This window comes from Parvularcula sp. LCG005, assembly GCF_032930845.1.
Classification (GTDB): domain Bacteria; phylum Pseudomonadota; class Alphaproteobacteria; order Caulobacterales; family Parvularculaceae; genus Parvularcula.
Genome location: NZ_CP136758.1, coordinates 607,027 through 623,750 on the forward strand (window position 1 = coordinate 607,027; position 16,724 = coordinate 623,750).

Here is a 16,724-nt window from a genome sequence, read left to right on the forward strand (position 1 = left end):
ATGGCGCGCTGACCTCGAACATAAGAACTGAGGAGTATTGTCGATCATGCGGTTGAAGACCCTTCGCCCCCTTGCTGTCAGCCTGTTGGCGCTGATGCCATTCAGCATGCCTCAGGCCATGGCGCAGGACGTGCCGGAGATCGACATTACCCGCGGCCGGTCCGAACCGATGCCGATCGCGGCCCCGAACTTTATCGCATCGACGCCTGGCGCGATGGAAATCAGCGCCCGGATGAATGAAGTCATCGAGGGTGACCTTGAGCGTTCTGGCCTGTTTGCGCCGATCGATGATCGGGCCTTCATTGAGCAGCTGTCGACCGTCAACGTTCGCCCTCGCTTCCCTGACTGGCGCATGATCAATGCGACCGTTCTTCTGGTCGGCGAACTGGAAGAGGAAGCTGACGGGACGATGCGGGTCATCGTGCGGCTGTGGGATGTTTACGGCAACCAGCAGCTTGGCAATATGGCGTTCCGTATGCGGTCGGATAACTGGCGCCGCCAGTCCCACAAGATTGCCGACTTTGTCTATGAGACGCTGACCGGCGAGGAAGGGTATTTCGATACCAGGATCGTTTTCGTCGGCGAAAGCGGCCCTAAAGTGGATCGCAAAAAGCAGCTGATGATCATGGACCAGGATGGTGCCAATCCATCCGTCCTGACCGATGGTCTTGGCTATCAGGCGCTTACACCACGCTTCTCGCCAACGAGCCAGCAGATCACCTATCTGGCGCTGTTCGATGACAAGCCGGCGCAGGTTTATCTCTACAGCCTTGAGACAACGGCGCAGGAAGCGCTGGGCAGTTTCCGCGGCATGACCTTCTCGCCGCGCTTCACGCCCGACGGCAATGGCCTGCTGTTCTCGATCGAAGAGAACGGCAACACCGAAGTCGCCAAGATGGATCTGCCGACACGTCGGATCACAAAGCTGACGAACAATCCCGCCATCGATACTTCGCCGTCCATGTCGCCCGATGGCAGCCAGATTGCCTTCGCATCGGACCGTGGCGGCAGCCAGCAGATCTACGTCATGAACGCCGACGGCACGAATCAGCGCCGCATCACATTCGGTGACGGGATCTACGGTACGCCGGTCTGGTCGCCACGTGGTGACCTTGTCGCCTTTACCCGGCAGTACAAGAGCCGCTTTTATATCGGCGTTGTGGGCACGGATGGGTCGAATGAGCGCCTGCTGACGGAGAGCTACCTGGATGAGGGGCCGACCTGGTCCCCCAATGGCCGTGTCATCATGTTCTTCCGCGAAGACCGCCCCGGTGGTCCGGTCGGTCTCTACAGTGTTGACCTCACAGGGCAAAACCTTCGCAAGGTGCCAACACCTGTTGAAGCGTCCGACCCTGCATGGTCGCCGCCGCTCAAATAAAAGAGCGAATATCTTCGACTTTTGACGCGGATTTATTGAAAGCGTCAAAATTGCGGGCTACGATAGCCCCAGGGTAACCTTGATTGTGCCACAGATTTAATTTGTAGTGCGGTCAATTGAAAGAATTGGGCAAGCTATTCAGCGTAGAAGCGCTGCACTGGCCGAGCCCTTATGTGGGGGTTCGACGGCTGCAGAGCCGAGAGCCTGGGATTAAAAGAGCAGCAGGCAGAGTGGAGCTTCAAATGCTGATGAAAGTTTTTGCGAAAAGCGCATCAATCGTAGCGTTAGCGACGCTGGCGGCTTGCGCGTCGACGAAGAAAACAGACACGACTGACGACATGGCGACGCAAACCGTCGAACCACGCGCAGAAGTCGTGCAACCAGCGGGCCCGGTTCCGGGTTCGATGGAAGACCTTGAGAAGAATGTCGGTCACCGCGTCTTCTTCGGGTACAACCAGTACAATCTGACCAACGAAGCACAGGCTGTGCTGCGTCGTCAGGCTGCCTGGATGAAGGAATATCCTGAAGCGCGCGTCCGCCTGGAAGGCAATTGCGACGAGCGCGGCACCCGCGAATACAACCTGGCTCTCGGCGCGCGTCGCGCCAACGCTGCCAAGGCCTACCTTGTCGGACTGGGGATTGACCCGTCACGCGTTTCCGTCATTTCCAACGGTAAAGAGCGTCCAATTGACAACCGTTCGACCCCAGATGCCTGGGCGATGAACCGGAACTCGACAACAATTCTGCTGTCGACTGTTGGCGCCTAAGCCTTTTCGATCTTTCGAATGAAGAAACCCCGGCATGACCTGCCGGGGTTTTTTTATGCCTTGGGTGATGCCAGCTGGCCGGCTCTTGCGGCTTCCAGCACAAGAACGCGCAGGGCGGACGCCAGACCGCCATCGCGCTCTGCATCCACCTCAGTGATGATCTGTGCCAGAGGCTGGCCGCGATCCCGCGCAAGCTGATCCAGCGCGTCCCAGAAGGGCGCCTCAAGGGCCAGGCTGGTGCGATGACCCTTCAGCGTGATCGACCGTTTGATCAGTTGCTGCGGGCCCAGTTATCGAGACCGTGTTCGCGGATGCGGCTGGCGGCGATGTTCATGCCGTCGAGGACACCGGCCATGTGGGCCATGGCTTCTGCGTCTGTGCCGCCGGTCACGCCAAGCGCCGCGAGAAGGTCTTCAAGGTCGATGGAATGTGAATAACAGAACTGGGCGAGCGCAATGCGAACCCGGCTGTGGGATGGTTTGTCGGCCATGATGATCTCCTGCCTCAACGCGAGAAAAGTAGGTGTGCACGCTCTGCCATCGCAAGCGTCGTGCCACAAGCGGCGGGAGCGGGAGCGTTAAAGCAGGCCCAGTGACCGAAAGCTGGCCGTCTCACCGCGGCCAATGACAAGGTGATCATGCACGGCAATGTCGACAGATCGGGCGGCCGCCACGATCTGCTTGGTCATTTCTATATCAGCGCGGGACGGTGTCGGATCCCCCGAGGGGTGATTGTGCAAGAGAATAATCGACGCCGCGTTCAGCGCGATGGCGCGTTTGATGACCTCGCGTGGATAGACGGGGGTATGATTGATTGTGCCGGTCTGCTGTCGCTCATCGGCAATCAGGGCGTTCTTGTTGTTCAGGAACAGGACCCGGAACTGCTCAATCGGCTCATAGGCAGCGGTTGAGCGGCAATAGGACAGGAGGTCCTTCCAGGACGAGATGACGGGCCGGTCAATGACATTGGCCATCTGGAATTGCAGCGAGGCAGCGCGGATCATCGCGAACTCATCGGCCACCCGTTCAGTCGCTTTCAGAGGCGGGCGACCTTCCTGCTCGACACGGACGCTCAACAGCTGATCGCGGGGTGCGGCGATGACATCGGCGAAGGTCCTGAACTGCCGCAAGAGGGCTTTGGCGAGCGGCTTCACATCCCGGCGCGGAATGGCGTTGAAAAGGATCAGCTCGAGCAGCTCATAATCCTGAAGCCCGTCGGGACCCGCCTTGCGAAACCGCAGACGGAGACGCTCACGATGACCCACATGGTCCGGTTTGCTGCTGTCCTCCCCCACGGCAGCGCGCGTCAGTCGATCGTGTAAGGGGGGCAGTCGAGGCCCGTGGGTGAGCCGGTGAACACTTCGTACCCGTCCTTTGTCACACCCAGCGAATGCTCGAACTGCGCGGTGAGGGATTTGTCCCGGGTCACGGCGGTCCAGCCATCCTTCATCATGCGGACGTCCGGGCGACCGGCATTGATCATCGGTTCGATGGTGAAGAACATGCCCTCAACCAGCGGTGTCTCCGGCGTGCGGTGGGTGCGGCCAAGGCCGTCCCGGAATTCGGCATAGTGGACGATATTGGGGGCGGTATGGAATGTCCGCCCGACCCCATGGCCGCAGAAATCGCGCACGACGGAGAAACCGGCCGCCTCGGCATGATCCTGAATGGCCCGGCCTATATCGCGCAAGGTAGCACCGGGTTTGACGACCTCAATGCCCTTCCACAGGCATTCGAACGTCACCTCGGTCAGGCGCTGCGCCTTCACCTTGGGCTCACCCACGTAATACATACGGCTCGTATCACCGTGCCAGCCATCGACGATGACGGTGACATCGATATTGGTGATGTCCCCATCTTTCAGCGGCTTGGGCCCCGGCATGCCGTGGCAGATCACATGGTTGGGGGAGATGCACAGATTGTGGCGATAGCCCCGATAGCCGACGGTCGCGGACAGGGCGCCATTGTCGAGGATGAACTGGTGCGCGAGATCATCGAGATGCTGGGTCGTGACGCCGGGCTGCACTTCAGATGCCAGCATATCAAGGCACCGGGCCGCCAGCTGGCCCGCCGCGCGCATGCCCTCAAACCCCTCCTGGCCATAGGTCAGGAAGCGGGAGGAGGCGGGGCTTTCGATAATCTCTTGATCCATGGGAGTGATCTAGTCGGTTTGGCCGGCGGATAACAGACCCGCCGGCAGCACTTTATCGCCTTAAAGGCCGCGTTTGATCGCCGCGCGGATCGCATCGAGGCAGGAGCGGCCAAGATCGGCGCAGCGCTCCGGCGACCAGCCCACATTCTCATCGGGCAGGATGGCGGCGTCCTTGAACGGCATTTCCAGGGTCATGGCGAGACAGCCAAAGCGCTCGGCAATCTGGTCCGTCGCGATCTTCAGGTTGCCCTGTCCCGGCGCGCTGAGGGGATAGCCCTCCTTCCTCTGGAAGGCGGGAGAGATCGCTTCGAGCGTCGCCATGAAATGGTCGAGCCGCGCCTGTTGTTCTTCATTCCAGCTGGGGATGCCCTCGGCCCCGGCGATGAAATTGTTGGCGATCACCTCATCCCCATGCACGTCGAGGAAGAGGTTGCAGCCGGTCTCATCCATCTTGTTGCGGATGTGGAAGACCTCGGGGCTCGTCTCCAGCGACGGCTCGGCCCAGGCGCGGTTGAGGTCGGTGCCGGCGGCATTGGTGCGCAGGTGCCCACGGCGGGAGCCGTCAATGTTCACCAGCGGCACGACATAGAAGACGGCCTCATCGCGCACGGCCTTGGCGACAGCGTCGTCCTCATCGAGGAGGCGGGGCAGGAACCCTTCCATCCACCATGAGCCCATGCTCTCGCCCGGATGCTGGCGCGCAATGACCCAGACGACGGGCTTGCCGGCTGCGTGACTGCCCACCTGGAACAGGTCCAGCGGCTCCCCATCCAGGGTCTGGCCCAGCGGGATCTGGGTGACCAGCGGGGACTGCGCCACATCGGCGACGAACATGCGATAGCGCTCGATCGGGTAGGGCGCGAAATAGGCGTAATAGACCGACTGCTGCGCCGGGGTGTGGCGGATCGACAGCGTGCCCTCCGCATACGACGTATCGACCCGGAACCAGTGCTCAAGGTCATAGGACGCAACCGCCCAGTAATTCTTCCACCCGTCCACATAGGACGAGCCGCCAGCATTCTCGATCTTCAGGTGACAGTCCTCACCCTCGGCCCCGACCAGGCGGAAATAGAACCACTGGTAATAGTCCGCCGCGCCATCCTTGCGGATGTTCAGGCGGATGGAGCGGGGATCACTGGAATCGAGAACTTCGATATTGCCGGAATCATGGGGGACGGAGATGGAAAGGGGCGCATGTGTCATGCCCGGCATATAGGCCGGATGGGGAGAAGGGAGAAGGGGTGGGGGCGAGAGAGTTCGAGGTATCGCCTGTTCGAACAAGAACGACGTCTGACCGGTCGGGCATGAGCCTACCCAGTGCCTAATTTTGTCCGGTCAGCAATTGTGGAAAGTATTTTTGTCCGAAATCGCCAAAATAAAAATAATAAAGTCAATGTTTTTCTCCGTGGATTCGCGATGCGATGATCGAGTAGGAACAAACGAGAAACTCAAGGAGTAATCTGAAATGACCATGACCCAAAAAAAGCGACGGGGACGTCCTAGAAAAAATGATCAGCACGAACTTTTGCTCATTGCGAACGCTATTTTCGACGATCCTACCTTGTCAGTAAAAGCGGCGGCTTGTGAAGTAGGAATCGACCTGCAGGTTATGGCCGCTAAAGGTTCCACTCAAGTTGATAGCGTGGTTCGCCGTCTGAAGCGCGCATACGACAGGGATAAGGATAAGCTAGTTAGGCAAATAAGAGCCGATAGAGCGAATGCTCGCAATGGATCGAACGCGCCTAAGGAAATTCATACGTACGCCAATAGCTATGTCGGTACGCGGCCGGGGGGGTTTGGGGCTACATTAGAAGAAATGGCGGCTTCAGGCTTTGCTTATCAGTCACATTTGAAGTTGATCGGTATTTCTCTACCCACAGATCGATCGCTTGAGCGGGCGACTGCATCAGATGTTTTGGCCAATGCGGTTGCAATGGCACGAGCCTACGACCCAGCTATCGAAAGTCTTGCGAATGCTGCAACTGGTATTGGTTCTCTTTCGACCCAGTCACGGTCGTTGTCAAAATTATCGGATGAGCTGGATAAAATGTCGATTGCCGCGGATACTACATTGCGTGATCATCTTCTAATGAAAGATATCGAAAACCTACTCGGAATTCGGCTAAGGTGACAGCCTATACGCCCCGTTGGCGACGCCTATATATCGCGCCTCTGAATATTTAGGTAGAAAGGTGCCTTACCACCAATCCCCAGCCCCTATGATACGTTCACATCCAACAGGCGGGTCGCCTTGTGCGCGAGTAGGGCATGCTGGACGGGTTGTGGGAGAACTTTCCCTCTCTGATTTTCTTTGTGATCCTGTCCGCCATGGCGCGGCGGCGCAGGGTGATTGCATGACCCAAGACGGATGCCAGCAAACCCTCCATCAAGAGTTGGTGTTCTGACCGGCGAATTTGTGCTTTCGCGCAAAGGCCATCCAACCGCTCCACCACCCACAAAAAAGGGCGAGGTGCCGACTGGCCCTCGCCCTTATACATCTGACGTGCACTGATTATTTCGCGCGGGCCTTGCGGCGAGTGGCGATGATGCCGCCAAGGGCCGGAACAAACAGTAACGCTGCCGCCGGCAGAGGCACTTCCGCCCCTTCGCCAACGGTCAGGGTCAGGTCAAAATTGCCCGCGTCGCCACCAAAGCCATGAACGAGAATCCAATAGAGTTCTCCCGCCTCGGCAAGGAAATCGAATTCTGTGGTAAACCCTAAACAGCCGGCCACGTCATCCTGCCCGGCGATGGGCGTCAGAGATGACAGATTGCTGCCATCATAGTCCGCATAGACACTGATCTTTGTGTCGAAAGTGGCAGCATTACAGGTGCTGACCGTAAAGTCAGAGCCGTTGCCGACAGTCGTGTACCAGACGCCAGGGGACGTGACTGGTGTCCCGGCAAAAGGGGCACCGATATCCGTGGTGGCGTCAATAGTGGTGCCTCCGATAATGGTCGTGGTGCTGCCCAACGCGATGGCGTTTTCGATCAGATCGTTGACAGGCGCGGCATGGGCCGCACCGGTGATAGATGCTGCGGCCATAACCGCAGCGGAGAGAATGGCTTTCATGGGACCCCCTAATTGTCCATTTGGTTGCGTGCTCAGGCTACAGGGCCGTCGGCGGTCGTCAACAGAGGGTTGATAAAGCCTTAATGCGCAAGACCCGGTTGGCCGGCACGTCACTTGGCCCACGCAAAAAGGCTGAGTGGATCGCCGAATAAGATCAAGTCGTCACCACTACCAATCCCCATTCCCTGTGATACGCTTCCCCCTCATGGGCGGGTTGTCTTGAGTGGGAGTAGGGCATGCTGGACGGGTTGTGGGGGATCTTTCCCTATCTGATTTTCTTTGTGATCCTGTTCGTGCTGCCTGCCATGGCGCGGCGGCGGCACGGGCGAGAGGTGGAGCGGCGCTTTGCTCAGGTCCAGAAAAAGCGCAAATCCCGCCTGATCGCCATTGTGCACCGGCAGGAGCCGATGGCGCTGCTCGGCATCCCTCAGCTTCGCTATATCGACCTCAATACGTCCGAGGATGTGCTGAACGCCATTCGTACGACGCCGAAGGACACCCCGCTGGAGTTGATCCTGCACACCCCGGGCGGGCTGATCCTGCCGGCGCTGCAGGTGGCGCGCGCGGTCAAGGCGCACCCGGCGCCGACCACGGTCTTTGTCCCGCACTATGCGATGTCCGGCGGTACGCTGATCGCGCTCGCCGCGGACCGTATCTGCCTCAGCCCCCATGCGGTGCTGGGACCCATCGACCCGCAGATTGGCGGGCTGCCTGCGGCCTCCATCGCGCGGGTGGTGGCGATGAAGGATGCCAATGCGGTGGAGGATTACACTCTCGTTCTCGCCGATGTGGCGGAGAAGGCGCGCGCCCAGTTGCAGCGCGCGGCGTCAGAGCTTCTGGCCGGCACGGTGCCGGCGCAGAAGGCGCTGGCCCTCGGCGATCTGTTGTCGAGCGGCCGCTGGACCCATGACTATCCGATTGAGGCGAGCGAGGCGGCCGGGATGGGCCTGCCCGTCACCGAAGGCGTGCCGGAGGACATCATGTCCATCATGGCACTGTTCCCCGACCGGCTGCAGGGGCGGGATGTGAAATTCCTCGACATCGGCTCATGGCTCAACCCGTTCGCCCGGCGCCGCCCGCCCGTGGCCCCGGCCATGGCGATCGAACCGACGGACGCCGAACGCTTCCCCTTCACCGGGTACCAGCCCGGCGCGGGCGCGCGCAGCTTTTCCTACGGTCCGTGGAACCCGCGGGATCTGGCGTCCCAGGGGGAGCCGGGACCGGGGCGGGGCCAACGCCGCGACTATCGCGGCTGACGGTCGCGCGCAGCGTACTGGGCGGGACGCGCGGCCTCCTGTAAGGCTGGGTCCCATGAAACGGATCACGCAAATCGGCATCCTCGTGGTGCTGCTTCTTCTTATCATTGGGGCGGTGGCGATCTTCTGGATCGTGCCGGCAAAGGTGGACCGCAATCTCAACGCTGTGGTCGCCCACGATCCATGGCCCGTGAGTGCCAAGGCGCAGGCCCTGCACGACACCATCCCCGTCGCGGATCTGCATGCGGACACCTTCCTGTGGATGCGCGATCCGCGTGACCGGCACGGGCGGGGGCATGTGGACCTGCCCCGCATGCGCGAAGGGGGCATGTTCCTGCAGCTCTTTACGGTGGTCACGAAATCGCCGCCTGACCTCAATTACGAAGAGAATACGAGCGAGGCAGACGATATCACGCTGCTCGCCTTCGCCCAGCGCTGGCCGATCCGCACCTATGACTCATTGCTTGAGCGCGCGCGGTTTCAGGCCGCCCGGCTGAGAGATGTGGTGCAGACCGACGATGATGTTTTCCTGGTTCTGACCCGGGCGGACCTTGCCGCCGCTGAGGCTCGGCGCGCCAGCCATCCTGGGACTATTGCCGCCCTGCTGGGCACGGAAGGCGCGCATCCGTTGGAAGGCCAGCCTGAGAATATCGATGTGCTCTATGCGGATGGTTATCGCGTAATGGGGCTGCAGCATTTCTTTGATAATGAACTTGGCGGCTCGCTGCACGGCATCACCAAAGCGGGCCTGACGGATTTTGGGCGCGCTGCCGTGGCGCGGATGGAAGAAAGGGGCGTCATTATCGACGTGGCCCACTCTTCCGAAGCGGTGGTGCGGGAGGTGCTGGCGATGACCGACCGCCCCGTGATCCTCAGCCATACCGGCTTTAAGGGCGCGTGCGACAGCGCACGGAACATCTCCGATGAGCTGATGGCACAGATCGCCGCGCGTGGCGGGCTGATCGGCGTCGGGTTCTGGGACGATGCGGTCTGTGACGGCTCCCCCGATGGTGTCGCCGCCATGATCAAATACGGGATCGACCATTTCGGTGAAGATGCCATCGCGCTTGGCGGGGACTATGACGGGTCGGTCACGACCTATTTCGACGTCTCCGAACTGCCAGCCCTGACCGATGCTCTCCTGCGTGCCGGATTGACGGATGATCAGGTGGTGAAGGTGATGGGCGGCAACACGCTTCGCTTTTTCCTTGCCGCTCTGCCAGAGGAACTGAACTGACCATGCGATTGAACAGTGTGCTGACACTTCTCATGCTGGCGCTGTGCTGGCTGGTCCCCGCCGCGGCCCAGGTCGGCCCGCCGGTCAAGACCGGACACGCCTCGACGCGCCTCGCCACCCAGTATGAAGCGGTCCAGCCGGGGCAGACAATCACGCTGGGCATCGTGCAGGAGTTGGAAGACCACTGGCATGTCTATTGGCAGAACCCCGGGGATTCCGGGCTGCCCCTCGATTTGCGGTGGACCTTGCCGGATGGCGTGAGTGCTGGCCCAGCCCGGTATCCGCTGCCGCATCGCCTGCCACTCGGGCCGCTAGTCAATTACGGGCATGAAGATGAGCCCGTTTTTCTGGTCGATCTCACCGTGGACGACACAGTGGCGGCCGGCACGTCCATTCCCATCGAAGTCGCGGCGACCTGGCTGATCTGCAAGGACATCTGTGTGCCTGAGGATGCCACGCTGCGCATGTCCCTGCCTGTGCGTGAGGGAGCGGCCAAGCCGACGCGATTTGCTGGTCGAATCGAGGACGCGCTGGCCGCGCAGCCCACGCCGGCGCCGTTTGGGGCCACCTATTACGATACACCCAAAGGACCGGTATTGGCGCTTGATGGATTGCCCCGGGGGCCTACGGAATTCTTTCCCTATGCGCCGTCCGTCATCGAACCGTCGGGTGAGGTTCTGACGATCCGCGATGGCGGTGTTGATTATTTCCAGTTCGTCGCCGGCTTTGCCTATCAGGCGCAACAGCCTGAACGCCTCTCCGGTGTGATAGTCATTGAGGAGGGCGGCGACCGCGTGGGCTACACCATCGCGGCACCTCGAACCGAACCGAACAGTGATCTGCCGTTCCTGGGGGAGGGGGCTACAGGTGCAGCCAGGACTGACGACCCGAAAGCCCCGGCAAATGCGCCGGTCGTGCCCACCAAAACGCCTTTGCTGCCGGTGACGCTCTTGCTGGCCTTTGTCGGCGGGCTGATCCTCAACGTCATGCCCTGTGTCTTTCCCATCGTGCTGCTCAAGGCGGCCGGTTTTGCAGCCCTGGGGCAGGAGCAACAGGGGAAGGTTCGCGCCCATGGTCTTCTGTATACGGCGGGTGTGCTTGTGACGTTCCTTGGCATGGCCGTTGTCCTGATGCTGCTGCGTGCAGGGGGTGAGCAGCTTGGCTGGGGGTTCCAGCTGCAATCGCCTGTGGCTGTGGCGCTGTTTGCGCTCGCCATCTTCCTTATCGGGCTTAATCTGGCCGGGCTCTTTGATGTCGGTACGTCGGTGCAGGGGCTGGGCGCGGGACTCGCCGACCGACGCGGCGGCGCAGGGGCCTTCTTCACGGGCCTGCTCGCGGTGGCGGTGGCGGCCCCCTGCATTGGTCCGTTTCTTGGCGGGGCGATCGGCTTTGCGTTGACCAGCGCAGGCATGCTGTCGGGTGTACTGATCTTCATGGCCATCGGGCTGGGGCTCGCATTCCCCTATCTGCTGCTGAGCTTCTTCCCCGGTTTCGCCCGGCGGATGCCGCGTCCCGGTCCGTGGCTGGTCACGCTGCGCCAGCTCTTCTCCTTCGCCATGTTCGCCACACTGGTCTGGCTTGTCTGGGTGCTCAGCGTTCAGCTGGGCAGTACAGGTGTGCTGCTGATCGGTATCTCGCTAGTGCTCGCTGCGCTCGCGGCTTGGGCCTTCGGGCGCAGTCAGGGCAGGGACGGCCTCGTCCTTCGCATCGTGGCGGCCGCTGCCCTGGTGCTGGCGCTCATCCCCGTCTGGTCCATGGCGTCGATCGCACCGGTCAGTGCTCCCGTATCGGAGGATGAAAGCACCATCGCCTATTCAGAACCGGCGCTGTCCGACCTGCTCGCCCAGGACCGTGCGGTCTTTATCGATTTTACCGCGGCATGGTGCATCACCTGTCAGGTCAACAAGCTGACCGTGCTTCAGCGTGACGATGTACAGGCGGCGTTTCGCCGCCACGATGTGGCGTTCATGGTGGCCGACTGGACCAGCCGTGATCCGGAAATCACAGAAGCGCTTGAAAAATACGGTCGCGCCGGCGTTCCGCTCTACCTATATTATGAGCCGGGCGCCGAGACCGCCAAGATATTGCCCCAGACGCTGAGCGTTGAGGGGATCCTCGCGCTTTTCGGTGAAGATGAAGGAGAGACCTCATGAAAACATTATTGAGTATGATGGCCTGCGGTGTTGCCGCGATCGGCCTCGCCGTCGCCGCCCCCGCCGTCGGCTCACAGGCGCCGGATTTCACTGGCATGACGGCCAGCGGCAAGCGGATCAGTCTCTCGGAGTTCGAAGGCAAGAAGGTCGTTCTTGAATGGACCAACGATGGCTGCCCTTTCGTGCAGAAGCACTATGACAGCGGTAATATGCAGGCGCTGCAGAAGAAGGTGACGTCGGACGGAACGGTGTGGATTTCCATCATTTCCTCGGCACCGGGTCAGCAGGGCCATGCCACGCCGGAGCAGGCCAATACCCTGACAAAAGACCGCAATGCGGCACCAAACTATGTGGTGCTTGATGAGAGCGGTGAGATCGGCAAGCTCTATGGTGCCAAGACGACCCCGCATATGTTCGTCATCGACGAGGCGCAGACGCTGCAATATGCCGGCGCCATCGACAGCATTCCGTCCAGCAACCAGGCCGATATCAGCCGGGCGACCAACTACGTGACCGCCGCGCTGAACAGCCTGCGGTCAGGGGAAGCAGTGGTGACCCGCCAGAGCCAGCCTTACGGCTGTTCCGTCAAATACGCGTCCTGATCGTTGGTGGCGGCAGAAATATCTGCCGCACACCCTCGACATGGGGCGGTGTAATCTCATATTCGTGACCGACCCGGCCCGCGCCCGCCGCGGGCCTTTTTGATGTGTGGAGAGATGCCCAATGACCGACCGGACACAGTTACGTGCGTGGAAACAGCTGCAGAAACTGGTGGATACCGATGGCCAGCGGCATCTCAAGGACCTTTTCGCTGAGGACAAGGGCCGTTTCGACCGCTTCTCAGGCGAAGCGGCCGGTCTGTTTGTCGATTATTCGAAAACGCGCATCACCAAGGATGTCATGGCGGGCCTGTTCGCGCTGGCCGAAGATTGCGGCCTTGAAGCCCGTCGTGACAAGATGTTCAGTGGCGGGAAGATCAATGTGACCGAGGACAGGTCTGTCCTGCACGTCGCCCTGCGTGACGATGCCGCCGACAAATACATGGTCGATGGCGAAGACGTCATGCCGAAGATCCAGACCGTGCTGGCGCAGATGGAAGCGTTCTGCTCCAAAATTCATCAGGGCACACACACTGGTTTCACGGGCAAGCCGCTGGATACTGTCGTGAATATCGGCATTGGTGGATCCGATCTTGGTCCCGTCATGGTGACAGAAGCGCTCAAACCCTACGATATCGAAGGCCGCAGGACTTATTTCGTGTCCAACGTTGACGGCACACATATGGCCGAGACGCTGAAGGTGATTGATCCGGCCACCACGTTGTTTGTGGTCGCGTCCAAGACGTTCACGACGCAGGAGACAATGACGAACGCCCAGACGGCCAAGGACTGGCTGCTGTCCCAGGGCGCATCGGAAGCCGACATTGCCAAACACTTCATTGCGCTGTCGACGAACGGGCCTGCTGTCTCTGAATTCGGTATTGATACGGACAATATGTTCCAGTTCTGGGACTGGGTCGGCGGCCGCTACTCTCTGTGGTCTGCGATCGGCCTGCCAATCGCCCTGCAGGTCGGTTGGGACAATTATCGCAGTCTTCTCGACGGTGCCGCGGCCATGGACCGGCATTTCGAGACCGCACCGCTGACCGAGAACCTGCCGCTGATACTGGCGCTGATCGGCGTTTGGCACCGGTCCTTCCTTGGCTTCACGACCAATGCCGTGCTGCCTTATGACCAGTATCTGCACCGTCTGGCCGCCTATCTTCAGCAGGCGGACATGGAATCAAACGGCAAGAGCGTGAACCTGTCCGGCGAGCGTGTGACCTACGCCACCGGCCCGATCCTGTTCGGCGAGCCGGGGACGAACGGCCAGCACGCGTTCTATCAGCTGATCCATCAGGGAACGGATGTCGTGCCCTGCGACTTCATTGCACCGGCGCGCAGCCACAATCCGCTTGGTGACCATCATGAGAAGCTGCTGGCCAACTTCCTGGCCCAACCCGAGGCTTTGATGATGGGCAAGACTCTCGATGACGTGCGCGCGGATCTGGAAAAAGACGGCATGACGGTCGGGGCGATCAGTAAACTGGCCCCGCACAAGGTCTTTACGGGCAACCGTCCGACCGTCTCTATCCTGATGGAAGAACTGACGCCGCACACGCTGGGGGCGCTTATCGCTCTCTATGAGCACCGCATTTTCTGTCAGTCCGTGATCTGGGACATCAACGCCTTCGATCAATGGGGCGTTGAGCTGGGCAAGGTGCTGGCCAAATCGATCCTGCCGGAACTCACGGGTCCATCGACGGGGCAGCATGACGGCTCGACGGCCGGTCTGATTGAGAAGATCAAGGAGTGGCGGCACTAGTCGCCACTCGGTCGGGGCGCTTAGAGGCTCTCCATCGTCAGGGCGAGGGTGATGGGCAGGCGGACGCCCTCATGCTCACACTGTGCCCCTTCGATCTTGGCCTTCAGTCGCTGCATTTTATCGGTGGTGTCCTCCAACTGCGCGAAGGCCAGCAGGACGCCAAAGGTGCCGACGCCCATCCGGCCCACCTGATCTGTAAACCGCACATGGCCTGACAACAGCTGGGCGACATGGGTGAGGGCGGTCTCGGCCGCTTCCCCGCCATGGGTTGTCAGGATGTCGGGCAGGCTGGTCAGGGTGACACGCGCAAAACAGCCCGGACCATCGGCAACGCGCCGTTCCGTGCGGGCTTCGGTCAGGGCGCTGCGGAACGCCTGAGGACGCAGAACCGACAGGTCATTGTCCGTGCGGCTCTTGCGTTGCCAAGCGGCGAGCTCTCGCTTTGCCTCAGCCAGTTGCTGGCGAAGGTGATCAATTTCCGACAGGTATTTCTGGTTCGTGTCGCTTTTCAGCGACAGGGTCTTTCGTTCTGTGACGCTCATCAGCCAAATTCCCTCTGCGGCATCCTTCTTCTCTCGGCCCTGCGAGTTTCTGCTTCATGGCCAGAGACGTTAAGAATTGAACGACCGCCGATGCCTTGGGAAAATGCCGGGCTGTATTTTTACGGCAAATACTGTAGGGGCCTCTTTTTTCCGGGTGACGAGGAGAGAACATGGCCTTGGGAACGCCGCCTGTTGCAATCATTATGGGATCCACATCTGACTGGCCGACGATGAAAGCGGCCGCTGATGTCCTTGATGCGTTGGGCGTAGAGCATGAAGATCTCATCGTGTCGGCTCACCGCACGCCGGCGCGCCTGACGGAGTTCGCCAATGGCGCCGCGGACAAGGGCTACAAGGTCATCATTGCCGGGGCCGGCGGTGCTGCGCATCTGCCCGGCATGGTCGCCGCCATGACTCACCTCCCCGTGCTGGGGGTGCCGGTCATGAGCCGCGCCCTGTCGGGTTGGGACAGCCTTCTTTCAATTGTTCAGATGCCGGGCGGCGTGCCCGTGGGCACCCTGGCCATTGGTGAGGCCGGCGCCAAGAATGCCGGCCTGCTGGCAGCATCGATCCTGGGACTGAATGATGCCGCGCTCAGCGACAGGCTGGTGGACTGGCGGAAGAAACAGACCGACAGCGTCGTTGAGATGCCGCCGGTCCTGCCCATGGATCAGTAATGAGCCCGCTCGACCCAGGCGCGACAATCGGGATCGTCGGTACGGGCCAGCTGGGCCGGATGCTGGCCGTGGCTGCGGCGAAGCTCGGCTTTCGTGTTCACACATTCGGCCCGGAGGCTGATCCGCCCGCCGCCCGTGTCGCGGACGCCCATATCGCTGCGGCCTATGATGACGAAGCGTCGCTGAGAGCTTTCGCGGCGCAGGTTGATGCGGCGACCTACGAGTTTGAGAACATTCCCCCCGAAACCGTCCGTATCCTGCAGGATGCCGGCATTCCGGTGCGGCCCGGGGCGCGCATTCTGGCGGTCTGTCAGGACCGGATTGCGGAAAAAACCTTTCTGCGGGAGTGCGGGCTGACCACCGCACCATTTCATGCCGTCGATGATCTGGCCTCTCTGGAGGCGGCGGCCCGCAGCCTCGGTGGGCGCGGTATCCTCAAGACGCGGCGTTTCGGTTATGACGGGAAGGGGCAGGCGCGCATATCGGCGGAGACTGATCTTGCCGCCGCCTATGAGCATTGTGGCCAGTCGCCTTGTGTCCTTGAAGGGTTTGTCGATTTTGACTGTGAAGTATCACAGGTCGCGGCCCGCGGCGTCGACGGCGACATGGCCTTCTATGACCTGCCGCGAAACGAGCATGCGGACGGCATTCTGCGCCGAAGCATCGTCCCCGCCGGTGTTGGCACTGACATTGAGGCACAGGCTCGAGATCTGACTGCGAAGGTGATGGAAGCGCTGGACTATGTCGGCGTTCTGGCGGTCGAATACTTTGTGCACCCTGATGAGGGGCTCATCGCCAATGAAATCGCGCCGCGTGTCCACAATACCGGCCACTGGACTCACGAGGCCTGCATGGTGGGTCAGTTCGAACAGCACATACGGGCGGTTGCCGCCTGGCCGCTCGGCAATCCGGCCCGGCACAGCAATGCCATCATGACCAACCTGATCGGCGCAGAGGCCAATGATTGGCTGCGCCTAACTGTGCAGGCGGATCTGTCGGTGACGCTGTACGGTAAGGCGGAGGCGCGGCCGGGGCGCAAGATGGGCCACACGGTTGCCTTGTCCGAACGTTCAGACAGCTGACGAGCAAAAAAAACGCCCCTCGAAGGAGGGGCGTTCTGACAACG

At 60.8% G+C, this 16,724-nt stretch carries 17 protein-coding genes; 10 read left to right on the forward strand and 7 right to left on the reverse strand.

The window, feature by feature from the left end; genetic code table 11:
- The first annotated feature begins 46 nt into the window (after positions 1–46).
- Both tolB and RUI03_RS02800 read left to right on the forward strand, forming a co-directional pair.
- Positions 47–1,378 carry a Tol-Pal system beta propeller repeat protein TolB gene (tolB, locus tag RUI03_RS02795; protein WP_317288769.1) on the forward strand — a complete coding sequence of 444 codons (1,332 nt, stop codon included), beginning with the start codon at positions 47–49 and terminating at the stop codon, positions 1,376–1,378.
- A 242-nt stretch (positions 1,379–1,620) separates the two neighbouring features.
- Positions 1,621–2,145 (forward strand): OmpA family protein, encoded by a 525-nt coding sequence (locus RUI03_RS02800; RefSeq protein ID WP_317288770.1) that lies wholly within the window; start codon positions 1,621–1,623, stop codon positions 2,143–2,145.
- A 53-nt stretch (positions 2,146–2,198) separates the two neighbouring features.
- Here the strand turns inward: RUI03_RS02800 and RUI03_RS02805 are convergent, their stop codons facing one another.
- The 5 genes from RUI03_RS02805 to RUI03_RS02825 all read right to left on the reverse strand — a co-directional run bounded on the left by RUI03_RS02805 (position 2,199) and on the right by RUI03_RS02825 (position 5,499).
- Positions 2,199–2,435 (reverse strand): ribbon-helix-helix domain-containing protein, encoded by a 237-nt coding sequence (locus tag RUI03_RS02805; protein WP_317289630.1) that lies wholly within the window; start codon positions 2,433–2,435, stop codon positions 2,199–2,201.
- Positions 2,417–2,635, reverse strand: a complete 219-nt coding sequence (locus RUI03_RS02810; protein WP_317288771.1) for a hypothetical protein — start codon at positions 2,633–2,635, stop codon at positions 2,417–2,419. Before RUI03_RS02810 ends, RUI03_RS02805 begins: the two co-directional genes overlap by 19 nt.
- Positions 2,636–2,722: 87 nt before the next feature.
- A complete protein-coding gene (radC, locus tag RUI03_RS02815) occupies positions 2,723–3,475 on the reverse strand; it encodes a RadC family protein (RefSeq protein ID WP_410795909.1) in 753 nt (250 codons plus the stop codon).
- Positions 3,451–4,296, reverse strand: a complete 846-nt coding sequence (gene map, locus RUI03_RS02820; RefSeq protein ID WP_317288773.1) for a type I methionyl aminopeptidase — start codon at positions 4,294–4,296, stop codon at positions 3,451–3,453. The genes radC and map overlap by 25 nt, the downstream gene beginning before the upstream one ends.
- A 60-nt stretch (positions 4,297–4,356) precedes the next feature.
- The gene (locus tag RUI03_RS02825; protein ID WP_317288774.1) at positions 4,357–5,499 is read right to left on the reverse strand and encodes a M14-type cytosolic carboxypeptidase; all 1,143 of its coding nucleotides are present in this window, start codon (positions 5,497–5,499) and stop codon (positions 4,357–4,359) included.
- A 262-nt stretch (positions 5,500–5,761) separates the two neighbouring features.
- On the opposite strand from RUI03_RS02825, the gene RUI03_RS02830 reads away from it, so the two are divergent.
- A complete protein-coding gene (locus RUI03_RS02830) occupies positions 5,762–6,427 on the forward strand; it encodes a hypothetical protein (RefSeq protein WP_317288775.1) in 666 nt (221 codons plus the stop codon).
- Between the two features lie 381 nt (positions 6,428–6,808).
- On the opposite strand, the gene RUI03_RS02835 is transcribed toward RUI03_RS02830, so the two are convergent.
- On the reverse strand, positions 6,809–7,369 hold the full coding sequence (locus tag RUI03_RS02835) for a hypothetical protein (protein ID WP_317288776.1): 561 nt from the start codon (positions 7,367–7,369) through the stop codon (positions 6,809–6,811).
- A 248-nt stretch (positions 7,370–7,617) separates the two neighbouring features.
- Here RUI03_RS02835 and RUI03_RS02840 point away from each other — a divergent pair, with 248 nt between their 5' ends.
- From RUI03_RS02840 to pgi, 5 genes are all read left to right on the forward strand, one after another.
- Positions 7,618–8,625: an SDH family Clp fold serine proteinase gene (locus tag RUI03_RS02840; RefSeq protein WP_317288777.1), complete on the forward strand. Its 1,008-nt coding sequence runs from the start codon at positions 7,618–7,620 to the stop codon at positions 8,623–8,625.
- A gap of 55 nt (positions 8,626–8,680) precedes the next feature.
- Positions 8,681–9,862 carry a dipeptidase gene (locus tag RUI03_RS02845; RefSeq protein WP_317288778.1) on the forward strand — a complete coding sequence of 394 codons (1,182 nt, stop codon included), beginning with the start codon at positions 8,681–8,683 and terminating at the stop codon, positions 9,860–9,862.
- Between the two features lie 2 nt (positions 9,863–9,864).
- Complete coding sequence (locus RUI03_RS02850) at positions 9,865–12,015, forward strand: protein-disulfide reductase DsbD family protein (protein ID WP_317288779.1); 2,151 nt, start codon at positions 9,865–9,867, stop codon at positions 12,013–12,015.
- A complete protein-coding gene (locus RUI03_RS02855; protein ID WP_317288780.1) occupies positions 12,012–12,617 on the forward strand; it encodes a redoxin domain-containing protein in 606 nt (201 codons plus the stop codon). The genes RUI03_RS02850 and RUI03_RS02855 overlap by 4 nt, the downstream gene beginning before the upstream one ends.
- A 121-nt stretch (positions 12,618–12,738) precedes the next feature.
- Complete coding sequence (gene pgi, locus RUI03_RS02860; RefSeq protein ID WP_317288781.1) at positions 12,739–14,379, forward strand: glucose-6-phosphate isomerase; 1,641 nt, start codon at positions 12,739–12,741, stop codon at positions 14,377–14,379.
- 20 nt (positions 14,380–14,399) lie between these two features.
- On the opposite strand, the gene RUI03_RS02865 is transcribed toward pgi, so the two are convergent.
- Entirely contained in the window at positions 14,400–14,921 is a 522-nt protein-coding gene (locus RUI03_RS02865; RefSeq protein WP_317288782.1) for a GGDEF domain-containing protein, read from the reverse strand.
- A gap of 170 nt (positions 14,922–15,091) precedes the next feature.
- On the opposite strand from RUI03_RS02865, the gene purE reads away from it, so the two are divergent.
- Both purE and RUI03_RS02875 read left to right on the forward strand, forming a co-directional pair.
- Positions 15,092–15,598: a 5-(carboxyamino)imidazole ribonucleotide mutase gene (gene purE / locus RUI03_RS02870; protein WP_410795888.1), complete on the forward strand. Its 507-nt coding sequence runs from the start codon at positions 15,092–15,094 to the stop codon at positions 15,596–15,598.
- Positions 15,598–16,680 (forward strand): 5-(carboxyamino)imidazole ribonucleotide synthase, encoded by a 1,083-nt coding sequence (locus tag RUI03_RS02875; protein ID WP_317288784.1) that lies wholly within the window; start codon positions 15,598–15,600, stop codon positions 16,678–16,680. Before purE ends, RUI03_RS02875 begins: the two co-directional genes overlap by 1 nt.
- Positions 16,681–16,724: the final 44 nt, after the last annotated feature.